This is a genomic window from Pseudoalteromonas phenolica, from assembly GCF_005886345.1.
GTDB lineage: Bacteria > Pseudomonadota > Gammaproteobacteria > Enterobacterales > Alteromonadaceae > Pseudoalteromonas > Pseudoalteromonas phenolica_A.
Genome location: NZ_PNEC01000055.1, coordinates 1 through 26,440 on the forward strand (window position 1 = coordinate 1; position 26,440 = coordinate 26,440).

A 26,440-nucleotide genomic window follows, 5' to 3' on the forward strand; every position below is an offset into this window, starting at 1 on the left:
CAAGTGCGGCGAAGGTAAATGCGGCGGCAAAGCTAAAAAAGAAGGTAAGTGTGGCGAAGGTAAATGTGGTGGCGCTCACTAATTCTTAGTTTTCTTCTTTGAGGCAGGTTATCTGCCTCAAACTTCTTAGCAAAATATCCTCTTTTTATATAAGCTATGAACTCTAAGGTATTAATATGCTAGCTAATGACATAGGCATGGTCGGTCTAGGTCTCAGACGTGAAATGTTGGATGACTTTATTGAGTCACCACCGGGTCAAGTTGATTTTCTAGAGGTTGCGCCCGAAAATTGGCTGAAAATGGGCGGGAAATTTGGTAAGCAGTTTAAACAACTTACAGAAAAACACACTTTTATTTGCCATGGCTTATCGCTGTCATTAGGTTCACCTGAGCCGCTTGATGTAGAATTTGTAAAGTCTCTTAAAAGTTTTTTTAAAACTCATAATATAAAACTCTTCAGTGAGCACTTGAGCTATTGCTCGGGTACAGGTCATATGTATGATCTGATGCCGATTCCATTTACTGAAGATGCAATTAAACATGTAGCTGGTCGAATTAAACAAGTACAAGATATTTTAGAGCAGCGGATCGCTGTCGAAAATGTTTCTTATTATGCCGCACCCGGTCAAGAAATGTCAGAGCAAGAATTTACGCTCGAAGTTTTAAAGCAAGCCGACTGTGACTTACTACTCGATGTAAATAATATTTATGTAAATAGTGTCAATCACGGTTACGATGCAATTGAGTTTTTACAAGCCATGCCAAGTGAACGTGTTGTGTATGGTCATGTCGCTGGGCATTATGAAGAAAGTACTTCTTTATTAGTGGATACCCATGGTGCAGATGTATGTGACCCAGTTTGGAATTTACTCGACAAAGCCTATAATTATCACGGTTTGTTTCCTACTTTACTCGAGCGTGACTTTAATATTCCAAGCATGTCAGAAGTGCTCAGCGAAGTAGACATAATAAAACGAATTCAGTCAGAATTTTTAGCTAAAAGTAAAGGGGTTGCCTAGTGTCATTCATCGATGTTCAAAATGCATTTATGGCTCATATTCGTGATCCCGATAATGTCAAAAAGCCTCATGATGTAACTGAAGAGAGAATGACAGTTTATAAAGAGCTGTTTTTTAATAACGTTGAAGGGTTTGTTAGCTCCGCCTTTCCGGTTCTTAAAAGTTTATATTGTGAATCACATTGGCAGACACTTATTCGCACCTTTTTTGTTAGCCACGATTGTTCATCTCCGTATTTTCTCGACATTAGTGCAGAGTTTTTATCCTTTCTTCAGCATGAATATACTATGCAAGCAAACGACCCCGTATTTATATTAGAGCTCGCACATTACGAGTGGGTTGAATTAGATGTGTCGGTTTGTTTTGAAGATGTAATGCAAAAACAGCTGACAAACTTAGATAATCAGCCTTTGTATCTGTCAAACACCGCGCGTAACCTGTCTTATCAATACCCAGTTCATCAAATTAGTGAAGACTTTCAACCAACTGAACCTAGTGAACAACCCCATTATTTTGTTGTGTATCGTGACGAAGAGGATGATGTAGGCTTTATCGCTTCAAACCCTATGACCGCGATTTTGTTAGAGCAACTAGATAATAATCCGGGTATTAGCTTGTTAGAGCTTGTGTCAAAAGTGCATGAAATTATTCCACAATTTAGTGAGGAGCAGCTAATAGGTGGTGCAACTCAAACATTAAACGCTTTGGCAGAGTTGGGCATTGTAGTCACCAAATAACCTTTTTGTGTAACCAGCTTAGCGAATTTTTGCACTTCTCACTTTAACGCATAGCTCGGATCGTCTATTATGAGCGCCGTTTTTTCGTGCTTAAAAATTTATAGGTGTACTATGTCAAAGGGTGATTTTAAAGATCCGTTTAATGCTAAATACTTCATTGCTTTCTTAGCAGTTTTTGTTGGTATTGGCTGTCTAAATGCAATTCTTGGTTTAGCAACGGCTTTTTCAGCTTAATCATCAAAGGAACAAAAGAGATTTTGTTTTGACTAAAGGCTACGTTATGTAGCCTTTTGCCGTTTTATTGCGCAAACAAGCTAAAAACATGGCTTTGTGATTTCTCAAAGTTTCAACTTTTCTCATTCTTGTTATAATCACTTTCTTTACAAAATAGAAAGCTTCATTATGACACAAGCTAATCTCACGCTGATCAAAGAAAGTATCGCTACGGTACCTAACTACCCTAAAGAAGGTATTATGTTCCGTGACGTAACCACTTTACTTGCTGATCCAAAAGCGTTTAAAGAAACGATTGATGCATTCATTGCTGCATACAAAGATCAAGGTTTCACTAAAATTATTGGTACAGAGTCGCGTGGTTTCATTTTTGGCGCACCTTTATCTTATGCGTTAGGTATTCCTTTTATTCCAGTACGCAAGCCCGGTAAATTACCCCGTGAGGTGATCAGCCAATCTTACCAGTTAGAGTATGGTGAAGATGTGCTTGAGTTACATACAGATGCAATTGTTGAAGGCGACAAAGTATTGTTAGTTGACGACTTACTTGCAACAGGTGGCACGATTGAAGCAACAGCTAAGCTTGTGCAGAAGCTTGGCGGTAATGCAACTGACGCAGCTTTTGTTGTATCGCTACCGGAACTAGGCGGTGAGCAACGTGTTGCAGACTTAGGTATTAATATTCTTAAGTTAGTTGAGTTCGAAGGCGAATAATATGAGTTATCAAGTCCTAGCACGGAAGTGGCGTCCGCAAACCTTTCACCAACTTGTCGGCCAAGAGCATGTCAAACAGGCGCTTGTAAATGCCCTCAATGAGCAAAGGTTGCATCACGCTTATCTTTTCACTGGGACTCGGGGCGTTGGTAAAACCACCATCGCCCGTATATTCGCAAAAAGTCTAAACTGCGATGAAGGGATCACTTCAAATCCTTGTGGCAAGTGCCAAAGCTGTTTAGATATTGAAGCGGGTAAATTTATTGATTTAATAGAAATCGATGCTGCTTCCAGAACGAAAGTTGAAGATACGCGAGAGATCCTCGACAACGTTCAATATGCGCCGACTCGCGGTCGCTATAAAGTGTACCTCATCGACGAAGTGCACATGCTGTCAAAGCACAGTTTTAACGCGCTATTAAAAACACTCGAAGAGCCGCCAGAGCATGTAAAATTCTTATTGGCGACGACAGATCCGCAAAAACTACCGATTACTATTTTGTCACGTTGCTTACAGTTTAATTTGAATGCAATGTCGCAATCGCAAATTGTATCGCAGTTAACTCATATTTTGCCGCAAGAGCAAATTCAGTTTGAAGAGCCTGCCTTAAAGGCACTGGCGAAAGCCGCTGATGGCAGTATGCGTGATGCGTTGAGCTTAACTGATCAAGCCATAGCACAAACCAATGCTCAACTTACTCTAGCTGCTGTTCAAGATATGCTTGGTTTGATGGATGTTAGTCATGCCGTAAGTATTTTAGCTTCTGTACTTTGTCAAGATGCACCCGCAGTCTTAGAAGAAGTTGAGCAAATTGCAGTTAAAAATGGTAATTATCTTGCCGTATTAGACGATTTAATTGCACTTTTACACGCCATTCAGCTCACGCAATTGGTGCCACAGGCAGCAAAAATTTTGGTATTTTCAGAATCCGATATTGCAACGCTCAGTGAACAGATTAACCCCCAGCAAGTACAGCTTTTTTATCAACTGCTGCTAAATGGCAAAAAAGATCTTCAGTGGGCGCCAGAGCAAAAACTTGGCTTTGAGATGGTGTTGCTGCGTTTAATTGCGTTTGAGCATGCAGATAGTCAACCTTCTGCTACGCCTAATGACCAAGCTGGCTCAGCATCAAACAGCTCTGTTCAAGCTCAGCCTTCACCTACTGCGCCACCAAGACAAGGTTTGCAAGACATTCGCGCTCGCTTAAAGCAAAATAATGCTTCAGCAGGTGGGAATACTACTCAGCAACCTCATGCTACACCTGAGATACCTGTACAATCAGCAACGCCTCAGATTAAACCTGAAGCTGTTCAAGTTCAGCCTAATCAAGCCGAACCTATTCAGGCCGCCCCTATCCAGGCCGAAGCCAGCCAGCAGTCGGCGGTAGAACATAGTGTTACTGATCAGCATTCAGAATTAACTCAATCGGTTGCACAAAGTTCACAAGAGCATTCTATTGAGCAACCACACAATCAAATGAATGTCGAAAGCAATGCGTTTAATCAGCAAGCTCTGCAACACCCGCAAGTACCAGCGCATCAAGAATATGCGCCAGAGCCTCAAGAACAAGAATTAGCCGCGCAATATGAGCAAGTGATGCATGATGCACAAGAGCAAGGCTATACGCCAGCTTATGAACCGCAGACTACACAACAAGCGCAGCAAGACGCTGGCTCTCAAAATTCAGAGTCGGCTTCTGCACGCTTACAAGCTCAACAAGGGCAGGCTCAATCTGCCATTGCACGTATTTTGCAGAATCGAAATATCTCAGGGGCAGGGCAGTTATTATCAGCTCAAGGAGATGAGCCAAAAAAGTCTGAGGCGCAAAACGCGCCCGACTCAAATGTGGCGCCAGTAACACCGAAGAAAAAACCTGTGCCATTTAGCGAAAGGCACAAAGCGGACGAAAGCAAGCTAGCGCCTGAGTTATTAGAACAGATTGCACCGCAAACTTCGCAAGCGAAAGAAACGCCTAAAGAAGAAGCTGTGCCTGTGCCTGAAGGGTTTGCGAGCCCAATCAGTGAAATTCGTTTTGCCCATCAGCAAGATGACTGGGCGAAGCTGATTGAGAAAATGGCACTAGGGGGTCGTATGCGCCAATTTGCGCTGCATTCGATTTATCACTACGAGAACAATCAAGCCAACATTCAAGTTGATATTAGTCAGCGTCATTTAGACAGTGCTATTTTAAGACAAAAACTGCAAGCTGCACTGAATGAAATGTACAACTCTGATGTTGAGCTTATCGTTGAATTTGCAGAAGGGGTGATAGACTCACCGTATCTCATTCAACAAAAAATAGATGCACATAGGCATCAACAAGCGATAGAAACAATTAATCAAGATCCTATTGTATTACAACTTATCGAGCAATTTAGTGCCGAGGTCGATGAAAATACCATACAGGCATTGTAATCGAGTACAATAGACCTTATCTTTTAGCCAAATAAAATATATGTAAGAGAGCGTATTATGTTTAAAGGTGGAATGGGCAATATCATGAAGCAAGCTCAGCAGATGCAAGAGCGCATGGAAAAAGCCCAAGAAGAGATCAAAAGCTTAGAAGTAACTGGTGAAGCAGGTGCAGGCTTAGTTAAAGTAACTATGCTAGGTAGCCACAACGTTAAGCGCGTTGAGATTGACGAAAGCTTAATGGAAGATGACAAAGACATGATTGAAGACCTTCTAGCTGCGGCTGTAAACGATGCAGTGCGTCGTGTAGGTGAAGAGTCTGCTAAGCGTATGTCTGATGTTACTGGCGGTATGCAGATGCCTCCAGGCTTCAAAATGCCGTTCTAATTTAGACAGCATGTAATATTTCGAAATAGTGCCTTCAGGCGCTATTTTTTTGTCTGAAGTTTATTGGAACAGATAAAACTAAGCTGATAAACGTTACCTTTTTATTTAAAAAATATTGCAGGCAAAAATAAACCCAGCATTTGCTGGGTTTATCGTTTTAAGTATTAAGCTTCTTGCTTTTTACCAGATGCGTACGCGATCTTCAGGTTTAAGATATAACTTATCACCAGGTTTTACGTCGAACGCTTTGTACCATGCGTCATGGTTACGTGGTGCAAGGGCACGGAAGCGACCTGGCGCGTGTGTACCTGCGCGAAGCTGATTTAGCATGCTTTGCTCAGTACGCTTTTCTTTCCAAACTTGTGCCCAAGCTAAGAAGAAACGTTGGTCGCCAGTTAGACCATCGATAACTGGTGCTTCTTTACCATTTAAGCTCAGCTTGTAGGCGTGGTAAGCCATTGCTAAGCCACCTACGTCACCAATGTTTTCACCAAGGCTGTTACGGCCGTTTACGAAATTACCTTCGATTGGCTCGTATTGGCTGTACTGCGCTGCAAGTTTGTCAGCTTTTGCTTCGAATGCAGCTCGATCTGAGTCAGTCCACCAGTTACGTTGGATACCTTCAGCATCAGACTTAGAACCTTGGTCGTCAAAACCGTGACCCATTTCGTGACCGATAACTGCGCCGATGCCACCGTAGTTCACCGCTGCGTCAGCATTAGGATCGAAAAATGGTGGTTGTAAAATCGCTGCAGGGAATACAATCTCATTGAATGAGCTGTTGTAGTATGCGTTTACTCGCTGAGGCGTCATACCCCAACGGTTACGGTCTGTTTTCTCAAGCTCTTTTGATACGCTGTCATCTCTGAAGAATTGACGAAGGTTTTTAACATTGCCCATTAGGTCATTGTTTTTAAGTGCTAGGCCATCAAATGACTGCCATACATCTGGGTAACCAATTTTAGGTACGAATGCAGCTAGTTTAGCTTGCGCATTTACTTTCGTCTCTTCACCCATCCAGTCTAGACCTTCAATGCGCTCACCAAGAGCTTTACGAAGGTTTTCAACGAGTTCAGACATTTGCTCTTTCGATGACTCTGGGAAGTGCTTATCAACGTATACTTTACCAATTGCAAAGCCTAAAGATTGTGTACCAGACATTTGGCTCACAGCACGCTTCCAACGAGGACGAGGCTCTTGTTGGCCGCTAAGGTGTTTACCGTAGAATTCGAAGTTAGTATTGAAGATATCTTCAGAAAGTAGACTTGCATTGCCACTAATAGCGTGGAAAGTTAGGTAATCTTTCCAAACAGCCAGATCTTCTTTATTCACAAGATCAATCATGGCTTTGATTGGCTCAGGCTGAGACATATTAAGCTGAGGTACTTTGTAACCTGTCTGCTCGAAGTACAGATCCCAATTGAATCCCGGGTACTCTTTGGCTAAGTCTTCGCGCTTGATTTGGTTTAGTGTCAGGTCGCGGTTACGACGCTTTTCACGTGGCCAGTGGCCTTCAGCCATTTTAGTTTCTAGTGCAAGGATCGCTTGTGCACGCTCAATGGTATTTTCTAAACCTGCAAATTTAAGCGTGCTTGCGATATGGCCAACATATTCAGCACGTGTTTTTTCAAAACGCTCTACTTCTTCTAAGTAGTATGAACGGTCTGGTAAACCTAGACCGCCTGCACCCATAGACATTTCATATTTGTTTGGATCTAGACGGTTAAACCACATGCCACCGCCAATCGGTGAATTTACGCCAGTTAACCAAGACTGGCCGAATGCTTTTGTTAGACCGTCTGTATTATCAATGGCCTTGATCTCATCAAGTAGGCCTTGAATTGGCGTGATCCCCAATTTGTTAAGCGCTTCAACATCCATAAATGCGTTGTAGAAATCTGCGATTAATTGTTCTTCTGCATTTAAGTTATCGCGTGAAACAATGTCTTCGATGATGGCATTAACTTGTTTTTCACTGCGCTCTGCAAGCGAGGTAAATGCGCCGAAACGTGTTTTATCAGCAGGCATTTCGTAGTTTTTATACCAAGTACCGCTTGCGTACATGAAGAAGTCGTCACCAGGCTTCACATTTTCATCTCGTGCTGTAAGGTCAACACCAAATGTGCCTAGTTCTGCTTTATTTGTTGTTTGTACAACAGCTGACAGTTTTTCTTCCACCTTGTTTTCCGGCCCAGAACAGCCAGCTAAAAAGACAGCGGCTAGGGCTGTCGCAATAACAGTTCTTTTCATTGTTATCTTCTCTTTTTAATTGAGTAAAATCTCAATCTATGTTTTAAGTAAGAAATGTTCCTCATAAAACAACAATCGAGGAATAAATCCATTGTCAGCCCACAAACTATTAAGGGCAAGTTTTTTAGGTAAATAAGGGGAAATTACCGTTGAATGGTGAAAGTTCGTGTTAATTTTCTCTAAAAATGACGTGAGTTAGATGACGGTGTCTAGCTACAAGTTTTTGCAAATAATGAAAGATGCTAAATAGAATGAATGAAAGAAAGCGCACAAAGCTTTTCCCATACAACTTCAGATTATTATTGTTAGCCATGTTGCTTATGCATGTGCTCATGGTTGCAGCATCATTTTATTCGCCTATTATTTCGAATTTCGGGTTAGTGCCTCAGCTCCCTGAGCGTCTATATGGCATCTTTACAGCGCCTTTCATCCATGCAAGCTGGGGCCACTTAACCGGTAATACTATCGGTTTATTAATCAGCGGGTATTTAGCAAGTCTGCAGAATGGGTTTAAACGTGTCACCGTCTTTATCATGGTTGTGACGGGGTGTTTGGTTTGGGTATTTGGAGAATACGGAAATCACATTGGCGCATCGGGTATTGTGATGGGCTATTATGGCTTTTTATTTGGCACAGCTGTGTTTAATCGTAATTTGGTTGGTGCAATTAGTTTTACCGTATTAGTTGCTGTCACTTATTACATGGATTTTGCTTTTTTGGCTACATTGCTGGACTTTTCTGCTCAAACCAGCAGTTCTAATCATATTTTCGGTTTTATAAGTGGTTTATTGGGTGCCTACATTTTTAGGAGGAAAGTAAAAAAGCCTAAATCCGCCAAAAACGAAAATAGGCTTGGGACGTAAACTTTAGGCTTTTACAAAGAATCCAGATGTAATGATTTTTTGCTCTGCAACCATTAGCTTTCCATTACTCCAAACATTTTCAACTGCTAAGTTGTCTTGTTTTAACAAAACTAAATCAGCATCGCCTGTGACTTTTATCTGTCCTTTAGGCAAGCCGAGTATATGTGCAGGGTTTTGAGTGATAGCCATTAACGCCTTTCCAATTGGTACGTTAAATTCTAATACAGCTTGTCGAAATGCATGTAAAAGCGATGACTCTTGGCCCACTTCAAAGCCAACCAAGTTATTGTGTGTATCATAAATAGGCAAGCTTGCATGCCCATCCGAGCTCATGGTGAGCTGACTCTCAGAGACACCTTTTTCAAGGCAGTAGGCAAGGGCTTCTGCGGCAGCGAGCTCCCCATGTGCTAAATCATAGTCTGTGGTACTGGTGGTGAAGTCTATGGTGCCACCCGCTCTGCAAAACGCAATACCAGCCATGAGCAGCTCTGAATTACGATTCATATGCGTTGGGTAAAACATATCTAAAGGTAGCTCAGTTGTTTGAGCGACTTCATGTAATAAGTCGAGTTTTGTATCGCCACTACCGACATGAATTGAGACTGTGCCTCTTTTGCCGCTGAGCAATCCTGCAGTGCGTGATTCAGCGGTGACTTCGGCAAGTTGTTGAGCGGTTATTTGGCGACCGCGATGATCTGCGATGGCGACTTCACCGACACCGATTATTTCATCGATAAACATGATGTCTTTACTGATTGAATCAGTGAGCGTTTTTATAGGCAAATGATAAGAGCCTGTATGGCAAAAAGCATTTAGGCCTTCTTGTTTTAACCCTTTTGCTTTGGCAACCAAATCAGCATGTGTCCGGCTAATATCGTCAGTACCAAGCGCGCCAACAACAGTTGTTATACCATTTAAAGTTGCATCAGTGAGGTGCATTTCGGGTGTACGACTGGCAAATCCGGCTTCACCTCCGCCACCAATGAAATGCACCAAAGCGTCAACAAAGCCTGGCACTAGGATAAAGCCATTACCGTCAACTAAATTGACGAGTGTGTCATGATGAAGCGTGATGTTTTCTTCGATAGCAATGATTTTTTCACCGCCGAAGAGCACGTCTTTTTTACCAAGGTAGCGTGGTGCATATACCTCAGCATCTTTTATAAGTGTAAGCATAATTTATTGATAATTTATGAGTTGAGCGAAAACCATGGCAAGGGTAGAAAGACCAAAAAGCACCAACATAAAGCGCCAAATGAACTTTGCCCAATCGCCCCAAGATAAGTTAACCACCCCTAAGCAGCCAATAAGACTCGCAGAGGTTGGAATGATGATATTGGTAAGACCATCACCGAGTTGAAATGCGAGCACTGCCGTTTGCCTAGAAACGCCAACTAAGTCAGCCAAAGGCGCCATGATAGGCATAGTAATAGCTGCTTGCCCTGAGCCTGAAGAAACAAAAAAATTGAATACAGACTGGAAGACATACATCGACCAAGCAGCTATCACATCGGGTATATTAGATATTGCACTGGCACAATGATACAACAAGGTATTAAGCATAGATGGTGCATTTAATTCGCTGCCGCCAAGCAATAAAACCAGTCCTTTAGCTAAGCCAACCAGCATAGCTGCTGGTAACAATGCCGCACTACCGTGTTTAAATGCGTCAACTGACTCAGATATGGTTTGACGTTTACCAAGCTTTGCAATGACGGTCACAATTAAGCCTAAAACAAAGAATTGTGCAGCAAGCTCAGGAATGTAATAACCTTTTGCAGTAACGCCATAAATCACCCATATAATTACAGCTAAAAACGCAATGAGCAGTACTTTATCGACCGTACCGAGTTGAGTATGTGACTGTGGTGTTGAGCAGTCCACACTTTGACGTGATTGCTTGGCGTAGCGCATGGTAAACACCATGCCAACCACAATAAAAATAGCGGTTAATGCAACACGAAGCTCCGCACCTGAGAACACCTCAAGCCCAGCAATGCTTTGTGCGATGGCAATACTAAATGGATTCATCGGTGAGGTGGCAAAGCCAATTTGTGTGGCAACATAGGTGACTAACACAGTTACATAAGCGTTATATCCCAGCTTTTGCATAATTGGGTAGAGCACAATACAAAACGCAATGGCTTCTTCTCCCATACCAAAAATGGCCCCACCTAGGCTAAAGGCAACAAATAAACTGGGGATAAATAACCAATCAATTTTCTGTGTGTTACTGATCAGTGACATCACGCCATTATCGATGGCTTTGGTTTGCATAAGCACGCCAAACGCGCCGCCAGTGATTAAAATGAATGCGATAACGCCGATAGCTGCGCCATTTTTGTCACCACTGACTAGCCCTTCAAATAAGACGTTAAAGAAGCCGAGAGTCCCACCTTCGCCAAACAATGCAATCGGGGCTGGTGATGCAATTTGACGAAACTGCGACAGCATGACCGTATTTGTTTGCTCTGGCGTATTAAAAAAACCGGGGAGTACAAAAAAAGAGGCCAGATAACACAGCACGACCATCATCATTAAGATGACGAAGGCATCTGGCATTTTATATTTTTGATGCATGTTAATTTAGAATGGGGTTGCCCCCATTCCTCCATTAGAACTTAGCTGATAAGCCAATTTGATAAGTTGTACCAAACGCATCATGGTTAATTGAATCAAAGCCACGCTTTGAACCAAATACTGCGGGTGGTGCTTTATCAAATAAATTTTTGATACTGGCTCTAATAAACAGGTTTTCACTCAACTCCAGACCTGCATTGAGATCCATAACAGTCCAGCTATCTACTGTGTGTTGCTGTTGTGCATCGAGTAAGCCTAGTTCGTCAAGCTCATCAATTTCACGGCCTTTTAAACCTTCAATATCATCAAGGTAACTGTCAGTATAGTTGGCAGACAACGAGATGTAGTAGCTATCAGTATCTAATGTGACTGACAGGCGCCCGACATTTTCAGGGTATCTAAATGTGCCGACAAGAGATTCAATTTGATCTGAGCCTGGCTTATTGCGGTCATATTCAAGATAGTGCGTCGCATCTAACGCCAGTTTTAAATCGGCAAAACCCAGTTCGAATCTGTGATCGAACTTAATATCTAACCCGCGAATATCCTGAGTGCCAGTATTTTCAAGTTGGATTACATGATCGCGATATAGCTGAAGTGATTGTGAACGAGGATCAAACTCTGAGATATAAGCACCTAATATTTCTGATAAGTTCGCGCCAGATTCATCAATTTTAAGCCCTGCATTATCGGTGACACTACAAACATCTTCACCATATGATATGCCCATTTGATTTTGCGGTACGATGCCACAGTGGCGAAGTGAGGCGTCTGAAATAGCGCGATCTAACACTGCAGTCATGTTGGTATCAATGACTTCTTTGTAATCAAACTGCCAATAATCTATCATCACTGTGGTCTGCCTAGAAGGACTCCATGCAAAGCCAATTGAAAGTGAATCAGACTCTTCAGCGTTTAAGTTTTCATTACCTAACTCTAGGCTGTTTACGCTGACAAGTGTGCCGTCACCTTCACAATATAGGTCAGCAATTGCTTGGTTTGCACCGCAATCAAAAGTTGAGGTAGTAGTACGAAGCTTGACACCTGCTTGCGTTAAAGACGGTGCTCTGAAAGACGTTGCCCAACCCGCGCGAAGTAAAATGGTGTCAGTTGGTCGATAACTGATACTGATTTTTGGGTTAAACGTTGAGCCAAAATCATCAAAGTGATCGTAACGCCCTGCTAATTGCATCTCGACTTGCTCAGTGAGTGGAACATATAGTTCGGCAAAAGCACCATACTGCGTACGCTCAGCTTCAGCTATGCTCGAACCATAGCCAAATACATCGACCCTATACTCGTTTTCAGCTTTTGCCACCGCATTTGCAGATGGAATATCGGAAAGCTCTTCTTTGCGGGCTTCAAATCCAAATGAAGATTGCACATCAATATCACCCAGCGTAAACAACTCGCCCGATAAAGTGAGATCGATACCATAGACACGACTTTTGCCTTCGCGAGTTGGCATTGCTTGAGTGAGTGCAAGAATTGCATCATTGTTTGCATCATCAACTAAGAATGGATTATAAAAATCAAGCAACTGACCGCTGTTACAGGTGACACCATTATCGCTGAGAGCACCAATCGAACCATCAGAGCATAGCTCGCCTGCCAATGCTGCATGGAATTGGTTACGGTTATACACGCCCTTAATTGCCTGTTGCTCTGAGCGAGACTCAGAGATCAGCACACCTGATTGCCAGTCCCACTCACCAAGTTGACCTTCAAGGCTAGACACTAGGCGGAAGTTTTTAGATTCTACCTCAATGGTTCTTGGGTCGTTAAATCGCGCATCAAACCGGAAGCCCCATTGCTCTTGGCCTAAATAGGTATCGAATGGGTCGATATACAAAGCATCTAAAAGGGCGTTTTTGCCTTGGGCATCATCAAAGATAAATAATGAATCCTCTTTCACCCAAGGACCTTCAGCATCATCAAGCTGGTTAATGGCCGCTGGCGTTGAATAGGCGGTTGATTTAGTGGAGCTGTAAAAAAACTCAGAGTTCCAAATTAGATCATTAAATGCCTTATTAACCATAAAGCCTGCAGATAAGCTTTCAAATGGCGCGCTTAACACGTCATCTTGATTACCATAATAGGCGCAAATTTCTTCCCCATATTCCGTCGTGACGAGCTCCGTCTTACAGCCTGGTGCGCCTATTTCATTGCCATCTTGGCTACTGTAATAATAAATGTTGGGTGTATTTTCGAGTTTAGGTAGGTAAGAGTAACTGTTAATCAGAGACGGGTTAGCTGTGTAATCACGATCTGAGGCATTAAACTGGTTTTTATCGAAGTAATCAGCAAACACTGTGAGATTGCCACCTTCAATTTCTCTACCCCATATCAGGTTTATTTGTTTTTTGCTTTCATCGCTGTCTTCAAAACTATTTGAAAATGACACATCCAGTTCTTCACCGGTGAAGTCTTTTTTGAGAATGTAATTAATGACGCCAGCAACCGCATCTGCGCCATAAATCGCAGAGGCACCAGTTGCTAAAATTTCAACACGCTCAATGGCAGCCAGTGGAATGGCGTTCACATCGACAAAGTTTTGTGTGCCTGCTGCAAAAGAGCTTGGTGCAATTCTTCGTCCATTGATCAGTGTCAATGTGGCCGAAGGCCCCATACCACGTAAGCTGGCAGCTGCTTGACCAGCAGGCGTTGAGGTCGACGTACTGCCACTTTCACTGGTTGTGAAGGTGCCCGCACCACCTTTGAGTTGCGGTAAATCCTGTAAAAGCTCAATGACAGAGTTAGCGCCAGAGCGGCTAATGTCTTCTGAAGAGATAATGGTTACGGGTTGAGTACCTTCAAGGTCAACGCCTTTAATGCGAGAGCCTGTGACTTCAATACGTTCGACTTTTTCTAAACTTGCTTGTTCTGACTGTTTGGCATGAGTGTAGCCACTGCTCAGCAACGCAGCTGCAACACCAAGAAATAACTTGTTGTACATGTTTCACCTAACTTTTGGTTAGCTGCCGATGCAATTTGGGTAAACAGGTAGGAGTCTCACCATCCTCAAAAACATTTAACTTAATTAAGAGAGCAGGTAAAAGACGTAACTATCCTGTAAATGGCATTAATCAGCAAAGGGCTCGCAAGATGATCAAGGCCTTCGACAGCTAGAGTTTATTTATTATGATTTTATTGAGGTGGGTTGCATACCAATAGACAACGCCACGGTTTTGATACCGTGTGTCTACTCGTCGAACCACTCCGAAAGGTAGTGAGGTGAGTAGAAGTAGCAAACAAGCTTAAACGCTTTTTTATACATAGCTTCATCTCTTCATTTTTGACAATGCAAACTGGCCTGTGCTAGTTTGCTTCCTGCAACGTTCATGAAAGTTATATCACAGCTTTTTTTGTGATGACAAGTCTGATTTTTTAAATTTATGGAAAAGTCCGTATGAACTTTGCTCGTTTCCTGTCCAGTATCAGTCTGGGCTATTTGTTACTTTTTAGCGCGTCATCTTTAGCGCAAACCCTTTATCTTATTGGCGGTTCGCTTAAAACTTGCTCAAGTCAAAGTACTCAAAATTGTTCAAAAAAAGTCAATTTTGAAAGTGCTGCTAAGCGTCAACAATTATTTTTTGTTCATGACCTCACGCTCAATGCAGTGAATGAAAAATGGCCAACTCATAATACACAACATAAACATCGAACTAGAAAGCTGCTAAAAGCAATCAAATCGAAGATGTTGTATTCAAAATCAGAGCTGATAGCTGCAATTAAGCAACAAGATAGCTACTTGTATAAGCGTTGGAGTAATGAAGAATATTACTTTGTTTTTGATATGTTAGAAGTACCTGTTTTGTATGAACAACGTAGAGCGAAAGAGCAGGTGTTAACGCAGTTTAATAATGAACCTGCCAGCACTGAAATCTTAAATGACATTGTAAAAACGCTAAAACAGCAAAATAATGCAAAATTACTCCTGAGTACCGCGTCTTCTCGTGACCCATACGAGTCAGCTGATTTCTATCAGGGGCTTTTTAGTGCATATGGTGTAGAAGCAACCTGGTTTGCATTGACCCCAGCTTTAGCCAAAGCAATTAGTAATAACGATTGTGACAACCTAGATATTTACCGAAACAAGCTTAATAACGTGTTTAATCGTGAATTGGTTTATCCCGACTTAACCGCGCAAGAGCTAGCTCTGTGTAAAAAAGGCATCGACAACCTCACTCAAGAAATTACAAGCGCTGGTGGCATGATGTTTAATGGCGGCGATCAATCTCTGACAAAACAGGTCATGGTTGATAACGAAACAGGCAAGGCGTTTCCTTGGTTGAAAGCGATACAAAATCGGCCTGTTCTGATTGGAACCAGTGCAGGTACAGCGGTGCAGTCTGGTGGCCAAAATGCATCTGGACAAGTGCCTATGATTACCAATGGCACAAGCTTAAGTGCGCTTGAGTCGGGAGCATTTGCAAAAGCTCCGCCCAAGCAGAACTGTCAGCAACATGGCGGATGTGACATTTTACCCCATGATGCGTTGACATATGACAAACGTGGTGGGTTAGGCAGCTTTAATTTCGGTATTCTAGACACGCATTTTAGTGAAAGAGGTCGCACACCAAGGCTAGCGGTGTTATTAGCCGAAACTAACCAAAGGTGGGGTTTTGGAGTAGATGAAACCACAGCACTTAAAGTCGAAAAAGCAGTAAATAAATTCTCTGTGCTGGGCAAGAAAGGGGTAGTGCTACTTGAAAAGGTTTCAAAGTACTCATTTTTATATAATTTTTACCCGGCAAGTAGCGAATTCATGTTGAATCCAAATGTAGAAAATTTCGCAGAGATTAAAATAAATGGGCGAGTTGGGCATTCAGAAGATTTGATCTCTGACGCCTTGATAAGAGAAAGGCTTAAAGTATTTTGTACTGGTGACATATCAAGTCTTGTTAATAAAGAGCAGGGTATAAAAAATAATGAGCTTATATTCAGAAAGCTTGAGCAAACTAGCTGTGAGTTATTGGGCCAAAGTATGAAAATCGAAAACTTGTTGATGAAAATAAATTCATTATCCAAAGCAAAGGATAATTAACTAAAAATAGGTGTTCACAACACTAAGAAAGCTGATAGATACTGGTTTCATTGGTCGCATCAAGTAATTTTTCAAATGTGTTGAGATCACCTAATAAATCCCTTTTGACACTGCGCCAAGCTGGCTGTTTGTGATCAAACTGCTCAACCCATTCAAATTGCTCTTCTTCGTTGAGTCTGTAGATTGCCGTTCCATTACTCGTAAGTGCTTCTTCGCAAGCTAAATTGACAGCACCAATGCTTTCAACATGATCTTGAAACGTTATTTTCGCAGCTAATTGAACCACTTCTTTTAATGTACTTGGAAGCTTGTTTAGCCAACTTTGGTTTACTACAGTCACCCATGCATCGGGTACGCTATTTATAAAAGCGATATGCTTTAAGTGACTTTTAAGGTTACCGGGTCCTGCGTACAGGCCTATGATGCTTGGGTCAAGGGCATCAATTAACCCAAGGCGAGCCATTTTAGCTGTTTTAGCCCAAGGTACTTCTACAATATTAGCCTTAGTTAACTTGTAAAAGTGAGCGAGAACTTGAGATGCGGGAACTCGCAAAGTAATGCCATTTAAATCTTCTGGCATTATGACACGTCCATTAGAGCGTTTTACAGTCGTTAAAGTTCTTGCTCCAACTATATGATGAAGTAATACTTCGAGCTTTCCTTGAATTTGTATTGGTTTGAGAACTAAATTTTTCCAGCTTTCTGAGGTGACAAGGTTCAGATAAGCTTGGTTATTACTAGCCCAAAAGGGAATGTTAAGTATGTCGAGTAAAGGCAATGCTCGAGATAAGTTTGAGACAGAGATTAGCGCCGCATCAATTCGTGTGTGGCTGATAGCGGCCATGAGTTCGGTGCCAACACCAAGCTTACCGTTATCGAAAAGTGACACATAGATTTTTCCTTCAGACAGAGACTCAATGTAAAACTTTAATTGTTGGTGCATGTGAGGTGTTGTTTTGAATTGACTCGTTTTGTAAGGAGAAGCAAAATTTAATATGTATTGCGCACTTTTCTGTTTTTCTGCTTCTTGCAATGGGTCATACTCCATTTGAACTGACTCGAATGGAAAACATGAAAAAGGGGTAAAGTAACCTAGAGCGCCTATACTAGCAGCCCCTTTGATAAATTGACGTCTATTTGTATTCATAATTAGAGTATAGCTCTAAAATAGAAATATAAAGCGAAAAAGTTGATTATCATCATTAATACAAGCAAATATTAAAGTAAAGCTTGTCGCAAAATTTGTGCGCTTTTATAATCCACAAGAACAAATTAGATTCCTCAACATAAACAGGTTGAGTTTTAATAAAAAAAGAAGCGTTATGCAACTATCTGGAACCTTATCACAACTCATTGAAGCTTTGCGCTGTTTACCCGGCATTGGCCCTAAATCGGCTCAGCGTATTGCTTTTCACTTGCTTGAAAGAGATAGAGAAGGTGGCAGCCAGTTAGGGCAAAGCCTAACTAAAGCGATGCAAGTTATTGGGCACTGCCAAACTTGTCGCACGTTTTGTGAAGAGCTAGAGTGTTCGCTATGTCAAAATATTAAACGCCAAGATAGTCGCCTATTATGTGTAGTTGAATCGCCAACTGATGTACTTGCCATTGAGCAAACTGGTCAGTACACAGGCTTGTACTTTGTATTAATGGGGCATTTATCACCGTTAGATGGCATAGGCCCAAATGAAATTGGTTTAGATGTGTTAGAGCGTCGTTTATCAGATGGTAATATTGATGAGGTGATTCTCGCTACTAACCCAACCGTAGAAGGTGAAGCAACAGCACATTTTATTTCTGAGCTTTGTCAAAAATATGATGTACTCGCTTCTCGAATTGCCCATGGCATGCCGGTAGGCGGCGAGCTTGATTTGGTCGATGGCATGACGCTAATGCATGCGTTTTCAGGGCGAAAAGCCATTACCTAAAATGCACTCTGACCTTTTAAGCAGTAAGAAAAGCTAATCATATAACATGATTAGCTTTTTTATTTTCCTGATTATAAATAATACCAACCCTCTTTATACCTAATCATTTTGAGGGACTAAAACTGACGCTTTATTCAATGTATTAATATCGGATATGTAAATAAACCTTTGACAGGAAGTATCAGGTTAGGGACAATTTGCCTACAATAATAGTGTCTAATACTCTATTTTTAGTCGTTTTCGATAGGGATGAATCACGTGGTAAACTTTGATGAGCAAGCAAATTGCTTAAACTGTGGTGCAAAATTAACAACACGCTTTTGTGGCGAATGTGGGCAAGAGAAAGTAAAACGCATCACTCTAAAAGAACTATTTAAGACAGCTCAAAGAGCGCTTTTAGAGTTTGAGTCACCATTTTTAAAAACATTTATCACTATGACAACTTCCCCAGGTAGAGTTTGCAGAGATTATATAGAAGGCAAGAGAGCAAGTTATTTTAATCCAATTAAATACGCTTTCTGGAGTTTGACATTTTTTATTTTTTTAACAGCTTTAACTGGCCAATCCATCAGTGAGCTGACAATGAGTGCTTTCATGAGCTCTACTTCACCTGACACTCAGCATTTTGGTGAGGTATTAAGCAAAATTATAGAAGGCTCAATGTTGTTTTTAACTTTTATTTACGCAGCAATTTTTGCTCTGTTATTGAGAGTTTTCTTTAGAAAAGAAGGTATTAAATTTACTGAGTTTTACGTATTAGCAATTCTACCATCTGCACATTTAACTTGGTTTACTTCTATATTGGTTGCTACGAGTTTGTTAGGTGCAAAAGCTATAGGTTATACTTCTTTGTGTTTATCAATCGTATTTCCTATTTATACTTACACGACTTTTTTCAATAAAAATAAAATAAAAGTATTTTTTAAGTCTTGCGCAGTTATGTTTTTAGGAATACTCATAGTGGGTTATCTAAGTGCATTGCATACTCATATTCAGATTGGTTACGAAGATGCAGCTAAACAACATAAATTAGAACAAGCTGAAAGTGAAAAGCAGGTTGAAACTAATAATCTCTAACCCTTTTCAAAGAGAATAAAGCCAACCCTTTGGCTTTATTCAGCTTTATTATATTGAAATACTTCTTCAAGTGGTAAAGAGAACACTTCTGCAATTTTGAAAGCCACTTCTAAACTTGGCGAGTACTTGTTGGCTTCAATGGCCATCACTGTTTGACGAGTCACTCCGATGGCTTCAGCAAGTTGCTTTTGCGTCATCTCATTGTTTAAAAATCTCAGTGTCCTAATCGAATTAGTGATAACGCGATCAGTCATAAATAGCTCCTGTACGGCCTTTAATAAGTTGCACACCATAAAAAACGATTTCAGCTAAGATAAAGGCGATGACCATAATATGTAGTGGTAAAAAAGGCATACTGATTTTATCTGCAAAAAACGGGTTAGCTTCAATTTGATATTGGAAAATGCCTATACCTAAACCGATTTGTAAGATCCATGCCGAGTATTTGTAGCCGATTAAGTTGATTTGCTTCTCACGTACATCCATGGGCTGTTCAAGCTCTTTTTCACTCGCAAGGGCCAAAAGAATATAACTAGCTATCATCAGCACAATACTATAAATGATCACGTTACCAAGTAGCTCAGATAACCAAGTAATATCACTCAATTGCTCAGTACTTGCTAATAACATTGCACGTAAATAATAAAACAATATGTAGCCACAAATAAGCAAATCAACGAGTAATGTCACTTCTCGAAAGCTACAGCTATCAAGCCATTCTTTAAATTTTTTCTGTCTAGTCATGTATGTTCCTTTTTACTTTAGGTTAAATATTTTTTACATGAACAAAATTACGTCAAACTAGTGGGTGGGTCAAATATTTTTTACCTTGAGTCAGCTTTTCTTGTCACTTTAAATGTAACAAGGTATGTTTTCAGGGCAAAAAAATACCTGCAGAAGCAGGTATTAATATGTAACTTCAGAAGGTTATGCTTATTTTAACTCTTCAGCCACCTCTGCAACTTTTTGTCTCAGCCATATATGGCTTGCATCACGGTGAAGTAACGGACTCCAAATCATATCCAACTCAAAAGGTGGAATGGGGAATGGTGGTTCTAAAATAGCAAGCTGTGGGTCGTCTTTATAAATATTCGCGGCTTTTGAAGGCAATGTGGCGATGAGGTTTTGTTCTTTTGCTAGATGAATGGCCACATGATAGTTACGGGTAAAGGTTGCTATGTTTCTGTGTTTACCAAAGTGCGCAAGCGCTTCATCAACCCAACCCAGTTTCTGTACATCTTCTGGATCCATACCAACACCCACACCAAAGCCTGTTTTACTTACCCAGATATGGCGTGCCTTTAAATAAGCATCGAGGTTAAATTTATCGATAATTGGGTTATCAGATTTAATTAAACAGCAAAAACTGTCTTTCCAAATACGTTTATGGTGAAAAGATTGAGGTAGATTCTCAAAGCGGTTGATGGCCATATCTACCTTACCATTTTCTACATCATGAAAGGTGACGTCACTGGGCGTTAAAATATCTAATGTGGTGTCAGGCGCTTCTTCATGTAACTTAGTTAATAGCTTTGGGGCAAGCGTACTTGCGGCGTAGTCACTGGCCATGATCCTAAATACACGCTTACTTTGACTTGCTTCAAACTCTCGATTTGGCGCAAGGGTTTCTTCAAGCGTCATTAAAATACCACGAATTACGGGCTGTAACTCTAAAGCGCGCTCTGTGGGCACCATGCCATCACTGGTTCGAACCAAAATAGGGTCATTGAATAGGTTACGCAGCCTCTTTAGGCCATTACTCATGGCAGGTTGCGTAATGCTTAGCTGGTTCGCAGCTCGGGTGACATTGCATTCTCGTAATAAGGTGTCGAGATATACTAATAAATTTAAATCTATTTTACTGATATTCACATTAATCTCTTTTGTTTCGCAATGTAGTTAAATCTTTGCTCTGATGGGTACGGGTAAATATGCTTACTTACTTTGTTGATAATATCGGCTTGTGCATTTTGCCAATACTCAACGGTTAATAATTCGGGGTGAGTCTGCTCAAAGAATGTTTTTAATTTGAGGTTCGTCATCACAAAAGTTAATAACTGCTCAGGAAATACATCTTGTGGTGCAACTGAATATAAATCAGCCCCAGAGTATAAATCATCTAAACTCGGTTTGGGCAGGGCTCTAAAATTCATTTCTGTTAGATATTGTACTTCGTCATAATCATAAAATATCACCCTATGATGCTTACTAACACCAAAGTTTTTTAGCAGCATATCGCCCGGAAAAATATTTGCCTGCAGCATCTCTTTTATGGCTAATCCATAATCGTCAATCACTTTAAAGCTTTGTTCGTCAGAAGCTTGCTCAATAAACAGGTTTAGCGGATTCATGCGCCGTTCGATATATAAGTGTTTTATGACAAGATGGTCGTTTTCTATCTTGATACTGCCAGCAATAGTCGCTAGTAATTGCTCAAGTAATTCAGGGCAGAACCTATTTAACGGCAACACAACATCTGAGTATTCGATGGTGTCAGCCATTCGACCAACACGGTCATGGTTTTTAACCAGCTGATAACGAGCCAATACCGTATCACGACCAAAAGGTTTACTCTCAGAGAATTTATCTTTAATGATTTTAAAAACATACGGGAAGTTTGGTAGCGTAAATACCATCATAACCATACCGGGTGTACCAGGTGCTATCACAAATTTGTCATTGCTGTTATCTAGATGGTGTAAAAACTCACGATAGAACTCGGTTTTACCTTGTTTATGAAAGCCTATGGCATTGTAGAGCTCTGCCGGGGTCTTATTTGGCATCAGTTGATTTAAGAAATGCACCATAGCCGATGGGGTATTGGTTGAAACCAAAAAATACGCGCGCGCAAAGCCAAAAATGACCCGCATCTGTGAAGAGTTGGTAAGTAAAGCATCTATACACAGTTTACCTTGCTCATTATGCAACACAGAAATAATAAAGGGTTGAATGCCACTCTGAGAGGCAACCCGACCAATAATATACGCGCCTTTATTGCGATAAAATGGCGCAGGTAACATATCAAAACGCATTTGGTGATGCTGGTGGTGTGTATCAGGTGCTTGTTGAATAAATGCTTTTACTAATAGTCTTATATCATGCTCTAAATTGGCAAACTCACACTGAAAGTCAAACTCATTGATAATCTGTTTGATGGTGGGCTTTAACCCTTTAACAACTGGAAAGTAACTTCGATATTCGGTTTCAACAGCAACAGCAGGGGCATCTTTTAATGTTGTTTCGACGAAAATAAAGTCATTATTGAAATACTGCCTATCGAACAAACGGCAAAATACTGAGTTATAGAAGGTTTCTGCTAGTTCTGCTTGAGGATGGAAGGTTAATAAATCGAGATAGTGTTGCTTGACTTGATACCAAAAAGTTTCATCAAGTACATCACAGTTTAGTAGCTCCTTTACGTCATTAATGGTTTCGTTGACTCTGGCATCATAATGATGGATGCGTGCTTTGCTGATTTGTTGGATCTTACCCCAATCTTGTTTAGCAAAAGCGGTAGGTGCTTGCCCTGTGATCTCTTGAAATAATTGATAGTGCTTGGCAAAGCCAGAAAGTATTAATTGGGCTAGACTGAAAGCGTGCATCATCATCCTCGATATTTAGGTAATTTGCCATCAAAATAGGGGTAAAGTTACCAAAAACGCATTATCTTGCTATCACTATATAATGAAAGAGGGGCGTTTGGCTATCCCACATTTGTCTAGAGGCTGAATACTGAGTGAAGATTATTGATAACGTGCGAGCTGCTTTTCTAGACGAGCAATTTGCTTGTCTATATCTTTGGCATTTTTTAAATATTGTTTGTTAATTGATTTGAGCTGCTTTCTTACGTCTTTGATAGTTTGTTTCTTTTTCTCATCATCCATGATCCTGTTTAGTCTAGCTTGCTGTTCTCTAGAGTCTCTGTCTCTGTCACGGCTCAAGATAGCTGCTTTTTGACGCTTTGCGCGGATCTCACGTTTTAAATTCCGAACTATTTGCTGTTTCTCAAGATTATTGAGTGTTTTGAAGTGTTGCTCAGAAGGTACGACTGCTTCGGGGTTTGAGTGAGTGAGTGTATGTTGTGTGCCATTTTTTCCGCATGGTCTTTGGCTAAATACTGTGCCCCGATCTGTCACGCATTTGTAATAATTTACAGTGACTTTTTCTGCTTGGGTATATGTAGCAAAAAAACAGCTTGTTAAGAAAAACCAGCGTAGCATAAGATAACTCCCTTTAAATGTATCTCCATTACCTTTGAAAAGGCTACTTGAAATATAGTTAATCTAAAGAGAGTTGCAAGTTAACGACCATTACCAGTGTCGGTAAACTTTTGTAACTCTTTGATACTTTGGATTAAAAAAGGAATATCTAGGTTCTGCTCTAACGTAAACCCTTCGGCTCCAGACATTTGTTTATAACTGCCATCAGGGTTTACTAATGTTATACGGTCTTTTTTGAATGTAATGAGTACACCTTGAGAGTAGTTTACGCCTTCGAGTTGACGTGACTGACTAAGATCCCTACCTAACATAGTTGATTCTGCGAGTTGAGGGCAACTAAGCTGGTTAGCAACTAATGAATATGTGATGTCATTAAGTTGTTTAAAGCCATCGCTGTTTGCAAGTGAGATTGAATTAGACATATATACATTGGTTGAAACAATAAGTTCTTTGGAGTCGCTAGGAGGTAAGGAAAAGGCGATTGTATTGTCGGTAGGTAGCGAACTAATCTTATCGATAAAATGTATATTAATTGGGTGCTCGCCAATAATGCTCTTAAAACCAAACTTTTCGAAGTTATTTACACCTAGCAAATTATTATTTTTTGACCAAGCAGGTATTACCTCTCTTAAGGTTTTAGAGTTGTAATACGCTGGGATCCCATAGATTAAATTAAATAAAGCGTCTTGATTATGTGTCGGTTGGATAACATACTTTAAGACCTTTACATCATTATTCGTTTCTAAATAGTTATTTAATAAATTTTTGTCTTTAAAAACTAAAATATCAATTTTATTACCGTCGGCTTCACAGCTAGGGATAGATGTTGTTAAAGAATAACTTCCTTTAGAACCTTGTAACTGCAGGTTTCTTGCTTGTTGATATTTTTCAATATCAAGTAGTTCGTGACGTGCTAATAGAGTTTTAGCGGTAGTCGGATAAGATAAAGGCAGTACATTATCTTGTTTAGTGATGTCAAAATAGTTGTTTGCATCAGCCCATATATGAATACTATGACTCAAAGCAAAGCAGCTTACTAAGACACTCGTAGCATATTTTACGAGTTTTAGATTCTTTAATCTCTCTAAATGTCGCCAAGCATGATTACTGGCGATTAACTCTAGCCCCAATATAATGATAATTAAAGAACCGGCCAGCACAGTTGTAATCGCTGGTGTACCTGTCAAAGTCGACCAGAGAAGAGAGACTATTTCAGGTAAAGATTGAATATTTATATGATAGCCAAGATTAAAATAAACGAAGGCATCAAGACAGAGCATCGATATGCCCAGAGTCGCTATGGCTGCAGCCATACCACGAATATGTCTTGGGTACGGAAAAACAAGGCTAAGAGGGAAGATGGTTAATACAAAGGCACAAAATGTAATAAAGCTAGTATGACTCACCCAAGTTATCAGCATATAAAACCAGCCAAGTGCTGTATTAGGCGGGCTATCAGCGAATAAATAGCTGGTACTGATCAACAGCACTAACCCAATATTAGCGAATGTAAACCAGTGGCCCCAGCTTAATAGCTGACTGGCTTTCGAAGAAAACGGATTGTCAGGGGTGAGATTCATTCAGTTATTTTACCGATTGCACGAGCGCTTGAGCGAAATTTTCAGCAACAGCTTGTCTTTTATTTTCTGGTACATGTTCTTTTAGAATATGCGTGATAGAATTTCCTAAACACATAAGACTGAGATCAACAGGTGCCTGTTTCTGAGTTAAGACATCAATAAGCTGGTCGACAATTTGTTCTACTTGTTTGTTAGAATATTTAGATTGGATAGGCATCAGTTGGTTCAAAATCAATAAATAATAATTTTTCATTTTAACACCAGAGGCGCGAAAAACAAAGATGAGCATTGAGGTGAATAAGCTGGTTGTCCATTATGTCGACAAACAGGACGAAGATACTCAGATCCATTTACGTAATGATGAGATGTCAATTAACGACAGAGTAAATGTGTTTATTGAGCAATTACATCATGCCTACACTGGTAAACCAGGAAAAGGTTATTGTGCGTTTAGCCCAGATAAAAATAGCCTAGTAGCTTCGGCTATGCAGAGTTATCGTAATAATGAGCTAAGTTTTTATAACGTGACTGAACAGGCAACACAAGTTTTAAAAGAAGAGTTGAATAAATACGCATTCAACGAAACTGGGTATTTGGTATTTTGTCACTATCAGTATGTGGCAACCGAATATGTGCTAATTGCACTAATAAACATTAAAGAGCATTACTCAATTACTTCTGAATTAGATTTGTCTGCATCTCGTCATTTAGATATTTCTCGTATGCAGTTGGCTGCAAGAATTGATTTATCTGCTTGGGACACACAAGCTGAAGAGGCTCGTTATATTTCTTTTATTAAAGGTCGAGCTGGGCGAAAAGTGGCAGATTTCTTCTTAGACTTCCTAGGGTGCGAAGAAGGCATTGACGCGAAACAGCAATCGAATGTGATGCTGGCCGCTGTAGAAGACTATTTAAGTGAACAACAATTTAATAAGGAAGAAAAAGACGACTTGAGAAAAGAAGTCTTTGATTATTGTAATGACTGTATCACAACGGGTGAAGATGCGAATATAGCTGACTTATCCGAAACTTTGTCTAAATCTTCAGAGACACAATTTGAAGACTTTTATAAAGAGCAAAGCTATGATTTAGCTGAGTCTTTTCCAGTAGATAAAAAAACTTTAACTACCATGGTTAAATTCTCAGGCCTAGGTGGTGGTGTAAGTGTCGGTTTTGAGCGTAAGCACTTAGGCGATCGAGTTTTATATGATGCGCAGAATGATACATTGATGATTAAGGGCATTCCACCCAATTTGAAAGAGCAGCTTGAGCGCTTTTATGAAGAGCATGAATAATACCAATTACTTATAATTATAAAAAAAGAGCCCAGGCTCTTTTTTTATTTGCCTACACTAATGTAAAGTCTTGTCTATATTTAATAATATTTAAAACAG

Annotated in this window: 24 protein-coding genes; 12 read left to right on the top strand and 12 right to left on the bottom strand. The window is 40.5% G+C overall.

Features of this window, described 5'->3' with window-relative positions; genetic code table 11:
- The 7 genes from CWB72_RS21220 to CWB72_RS17505 all read left to right on the top strand — a co-directional run.
- Positions 1 to 82 (top strand): HvfA family oxazolone/thioamide-modified RiPP metallophore (locus tag CWB72_RS21220; protein ID WP_436409867.1); only part of this gene is annotated, 82 nt, incomplete at its 5' end.
- 94 nt (positions 83 to 176) lie between these two features.
- Positions 177 to 1,019: an HvfB family MNIO-type RiPP peptide maturase gene (locus tag CWB72_RS17485; RefSeq protein WP_436409866.1), complete on the top strand. Its 843-nt coding sequence runs from the start codon at positions 177 to 179 to the stop codon at positions 1,017 to 1,019.
- The gene (locus tag CWB72_RS17490) at positions 1,019 to 1,756 is read left to right on the top strand and encodes an HvfC family RiPP maturation protein (RefSeq protein ID WP_138634067.1); all 738 of its coding nucleotides are present in this window, start codon (positions 1,019 to 1,021) and stop codon (positions 1,754 to 1,756) included. Before CWB72_RS17485 ends, CWB72_RS17490 begins: the two co-directional genes overlap by 1 nt.
- Positions 1,757 to 1,867: 111 nt before the next feature.
- On the top strand, positions 1,868 to 1,990 hold the full coding sequence (locus tag CWB72_RS21060) for a hypothetical protein (RefSeq protein WP_289508455.1): 123 nt from the start codon (positions 1,868 to 1,870) through the stop codon (positions 1,988 to 1,990).
- A 168-nt stretch (positions 1,991 to 2,158) separates the two neighbouring features.
- Entirely contained in the window at positions 2,159 to 2,704 is a 546-nt protein-coding gene (apt, locus tag CWB72_RS17495) for an adenine phosphoribosyltransferase (RefSeq protein WP_138634070.1), read from the top strand.
- A gap of 1 nt (position 2,705) precedes the next feature.
- Entirely contained in the window at positions 2,706 to 5,120 is a 2,415-nt protein-coding gene (gene dnaX / locus CWB72_RS17500) for a DNA polymerase III subunit gamma/tau (protein ID WP_138634073.1), read from the top strand.
- A gap of 57 nt (positions 5,121 to 5,177) precedes the next feature.
- Positions 5,178 to 5,504, top strand: a complete 327-nt coding sequence (locus tag CWB72_RS17505; RefSeq protein WP_058030182.1) for a YbaB/EbfC family nucleoid-associated protein — start codon at positions 5,178 to 5,180, stop codon at positions 5,502 to 5,504.
- A gap of 180 nt (positions 5,505 to 5,684) precedes the next feature.
- On the opposite strand, the gene CWB72_RS17510 is transcribed toward CWB72_RS17505, so the two are convergent.
- The gene (locus tag CWB72_RS17510) at positions 5,685 to 7,754 is read right to left on the bottom strand and encodes a M13 family metallopeptidase (RefSeq protein ID WP_138634076.1); all 2,070 of its coding nucleotides are present in this window, start codon (positions 7,752 to 7,754) and stop codon (positions 5,685 to 5,687) included.
- A gap of 332 nt (positions 7,755 to 8,086) precedes the next feature.
- Between CWB72_RS17510 and CWB72_RS17515 the strand changes: the two genes are divergently transcribed.
- Positions 8,087 to 8,617, top strand: coding sequence for a rhomboid family intramembrane serine protease (locus tag CWB72_RS17515; RefSeq protein WP_252371585.1), 531 nt, complete (start codon positions 8,087 to 8,089; stop codon positions 8,615 to 8,617).
- Between the two features lie 3 nt (positions 8,618 to 8,620).
- Here the strand turns inward: CWB72_RS17515 and iadA are convergent, their stop codons facing one another.
- The 3 genes from iadA to CWB72_RS17530 are packed head-to-tail and all read right to left on the bottom strand — an operon-like array spanning position 8,621 to position 14,153.
- Positions 8,621 to 9,793, bottom strand: coding sequence for a beta-aspartyl-peptidase (gene iadA, locus CWB72_RS17520; protein ID WP_138634082.1), 1,173 nt, complete (start codon positions 9,791 to 9,793; stop codon positions 8,621 to 8,623).
- A gap of 3 nt (positions 9,794 to 9,796) precedes the next feature.
- Entirely contained in the window at positions 9,797 to 11,197 is a 1,401-nt protein-coding gene (yfcC, locus tag CWB72_RS17525; protein WP_171037352.1) for a putative basic amino acid antiporter YfcC, read from the bottom strand.
- Between the two features lie 34 nt (positions 11,198 to 11,231).
- On the bottom strand, positions 11,232 to 14,153 hold the full coding sequence (locus CWB72_RS17530) for a TonB-dependent receptor domain-containing protein (RefSeq protein ID WP_138634085.1): 2,922 nt from the start codon (positions 14,151 to 14,153) through the stop codon (positions 11,232 to 11,234).
- 453 nt (positions 14,154 to 14,606) lie between these two features.
- Here CWB72_RS17530 and CWB72_RS17535 point away from each other — a divergent pair, with 453 nt between their 5' ends.
- Positions 14,607 to 16,244 carry a cyanophycinase gene (locus CWB72_RS17535; protein WP_138634088.1) on the top strand — a complete coding sequence of 546 codons (1,638 nt, stop codon included), beginning with the start codon at positions 14,607 to 14,609 and terminating at the stop codon, positions 16,242 to 16,244.
- 22 nt (positions 16,245 to 16,266) lie between these two features.
- On the opposite strand, the gene CWB72_RS17540 is transcribed toward CWB72_RS17535, so the two are convergent.
- Entirely contained in the window at positions 16,267 to 17,391 is a 1,125-nt protein-coding gene (locus CWB72_RS17540) for a TRAP transporter substrate-binding protein (RefSeq protein ID WP_138634091.1), read from the bottom strand.
- Between the two features lie 175 nt (positions 17,392 to 17,566).
- On the opposite strand from CWB72_RS17540, the gene recR reads away from it, so the two are divergent.
- A complete protein-coding gene (gene recR / locus CWB72_RS17545; protein ID WP_138634094.1) occupies positions 17,567 to 18,169 on the top strand; it encodes a recombination mediator RecR in 603 nt (200 codons plus the stop codon).
- 258 nt (positions 18,170 to 18,427) lie between these two features.
- Positions 18,428 to 19,246: a DUF3667 domain-containing protein gene (locus CWB72_RS17550; RefSeq protein ID WP_171037353.1), complete on the top strand. Its 819-nt coding sequence runs from the start codon at positions 18,428 to 18,430 to the stop codon at positions 19,244 to 19,246.
- A gap of 35 nt (positions 19,247 to 19,281) precedes the next feature.
- On the opposite strand, the gene CWB72_RS17555 is transcribed toward CWB72_RS17550, so the two are convergent.
- From CWB72_RS17555 to CWB72_RS17585, 7 genes are all read right to left on the bottom strand, one after another.
- Positions 19,282 to 19,500 (bottom strand): helix-turn-helix transcriptional regulator, encoded by a 219-nt coding sequence (locus CWB72_RS17555; protein ID WP_138634100.1) that lies wholly within the window; start codon positions 19,498 to 19,500, stop codon positions 19,282 to 19,284.
- Complete coding sequence (locus CWB72_RS17560) at positions 19,493 to 19,990, bottom strand: hypothetical protein (RefSeq protein WP_138634103.1); 498 nt, start codon at positions 19,988 to 19,990, stop codon at positions 19,493 to 19,495. The genes CWB72_RS17555 and CWB72_RS17560 overlap by 8 nt, the downstream gene beginning before the upstream one ends.
- A 189-nt stretch (positions 19,991 to 20,179) precedes the next feature.
- Positions 20,180 to 21,118, bottom strand: coding sequence for a LysR family transcriptional regulator (locus tag CWB72_RS17565; RefSeq protein WP_130255821.1), 939 nt, complete (start codon positions 21,116 to 21,118; stop codon positions 20,180 to 20,182).
- Positions 21,115 to 22,848: a bifunctional isocitrate dehydrogenase kinase/phosphatase gene (gene aceK / locus CWB72_RS17570; protein WP_138634106.1), complete on the bottom strand. Its 1,734-nt coding sequence runs from the start codon at positions 22,846 to 22,848 to the stop codon at positions 21,115 to 21,117. The genes CWB72_RS17565 and aceK overlap by 4 nt, the downstream gene beginning before the upstream one ends.
- Before the next feature lie 141 nt (positions 22,849 to 22,989).
- Positions 22,990 to 23,466 (bottom strand): DUF4124 domain-containing protein, encoded by a 477-nt coding sequence (locus CWB72_RS17575; protein ID WP_138634109.1) that lies wholly within the window; start codon positions 23,464 to 23,466, stop codon positions 22,990 to 22,992.
- 80 nt (positions 23,467 to 23,546) lie between these two features.
- Complete coding sequence (locus tag CWB72_RS17580; RefSeq protein WP_138634112.1) at positions 23,547 to 25,046, bottom strand: DUF3413 domain-containing protein; 1,500 nt, start codon at positions 25,044 to 25,046, stop codon at positions 23,547 to 23,549.
- Positions 25,047 to 25,050: 4 nt separating this feature from the next.
- Positions 25,051 to 25,263, bottom strand: a complete 213-nt coding sequence (locus CWB72_RS17585; protein ID WP_138568926.1) for a DUF1414 domain-containing protein — start codon at positions 25,261 to 25,263, stop codon at positions 25,051 to 25,053.
- A gap of 64 nt (positions 25,264 to 25,327) precedes the next feature.
- On the opposite strand from CWB72_RS17585, the gene yejK reads away from it, so the two are divergent.
- Complete coding sequence (gene yejK / locus CWB72_RS17590; protein ID WP_138568867.1) at positions 25,328 to 26,341, top strand: nucleoid-associated protein YejK; 1,014 nt, start codon at positions 25,328 to 25,330, stop codon at positions 26,339 to 26,341.
- Positions 26,342 to 26,440: the final 99 nt, after the last annotated feature.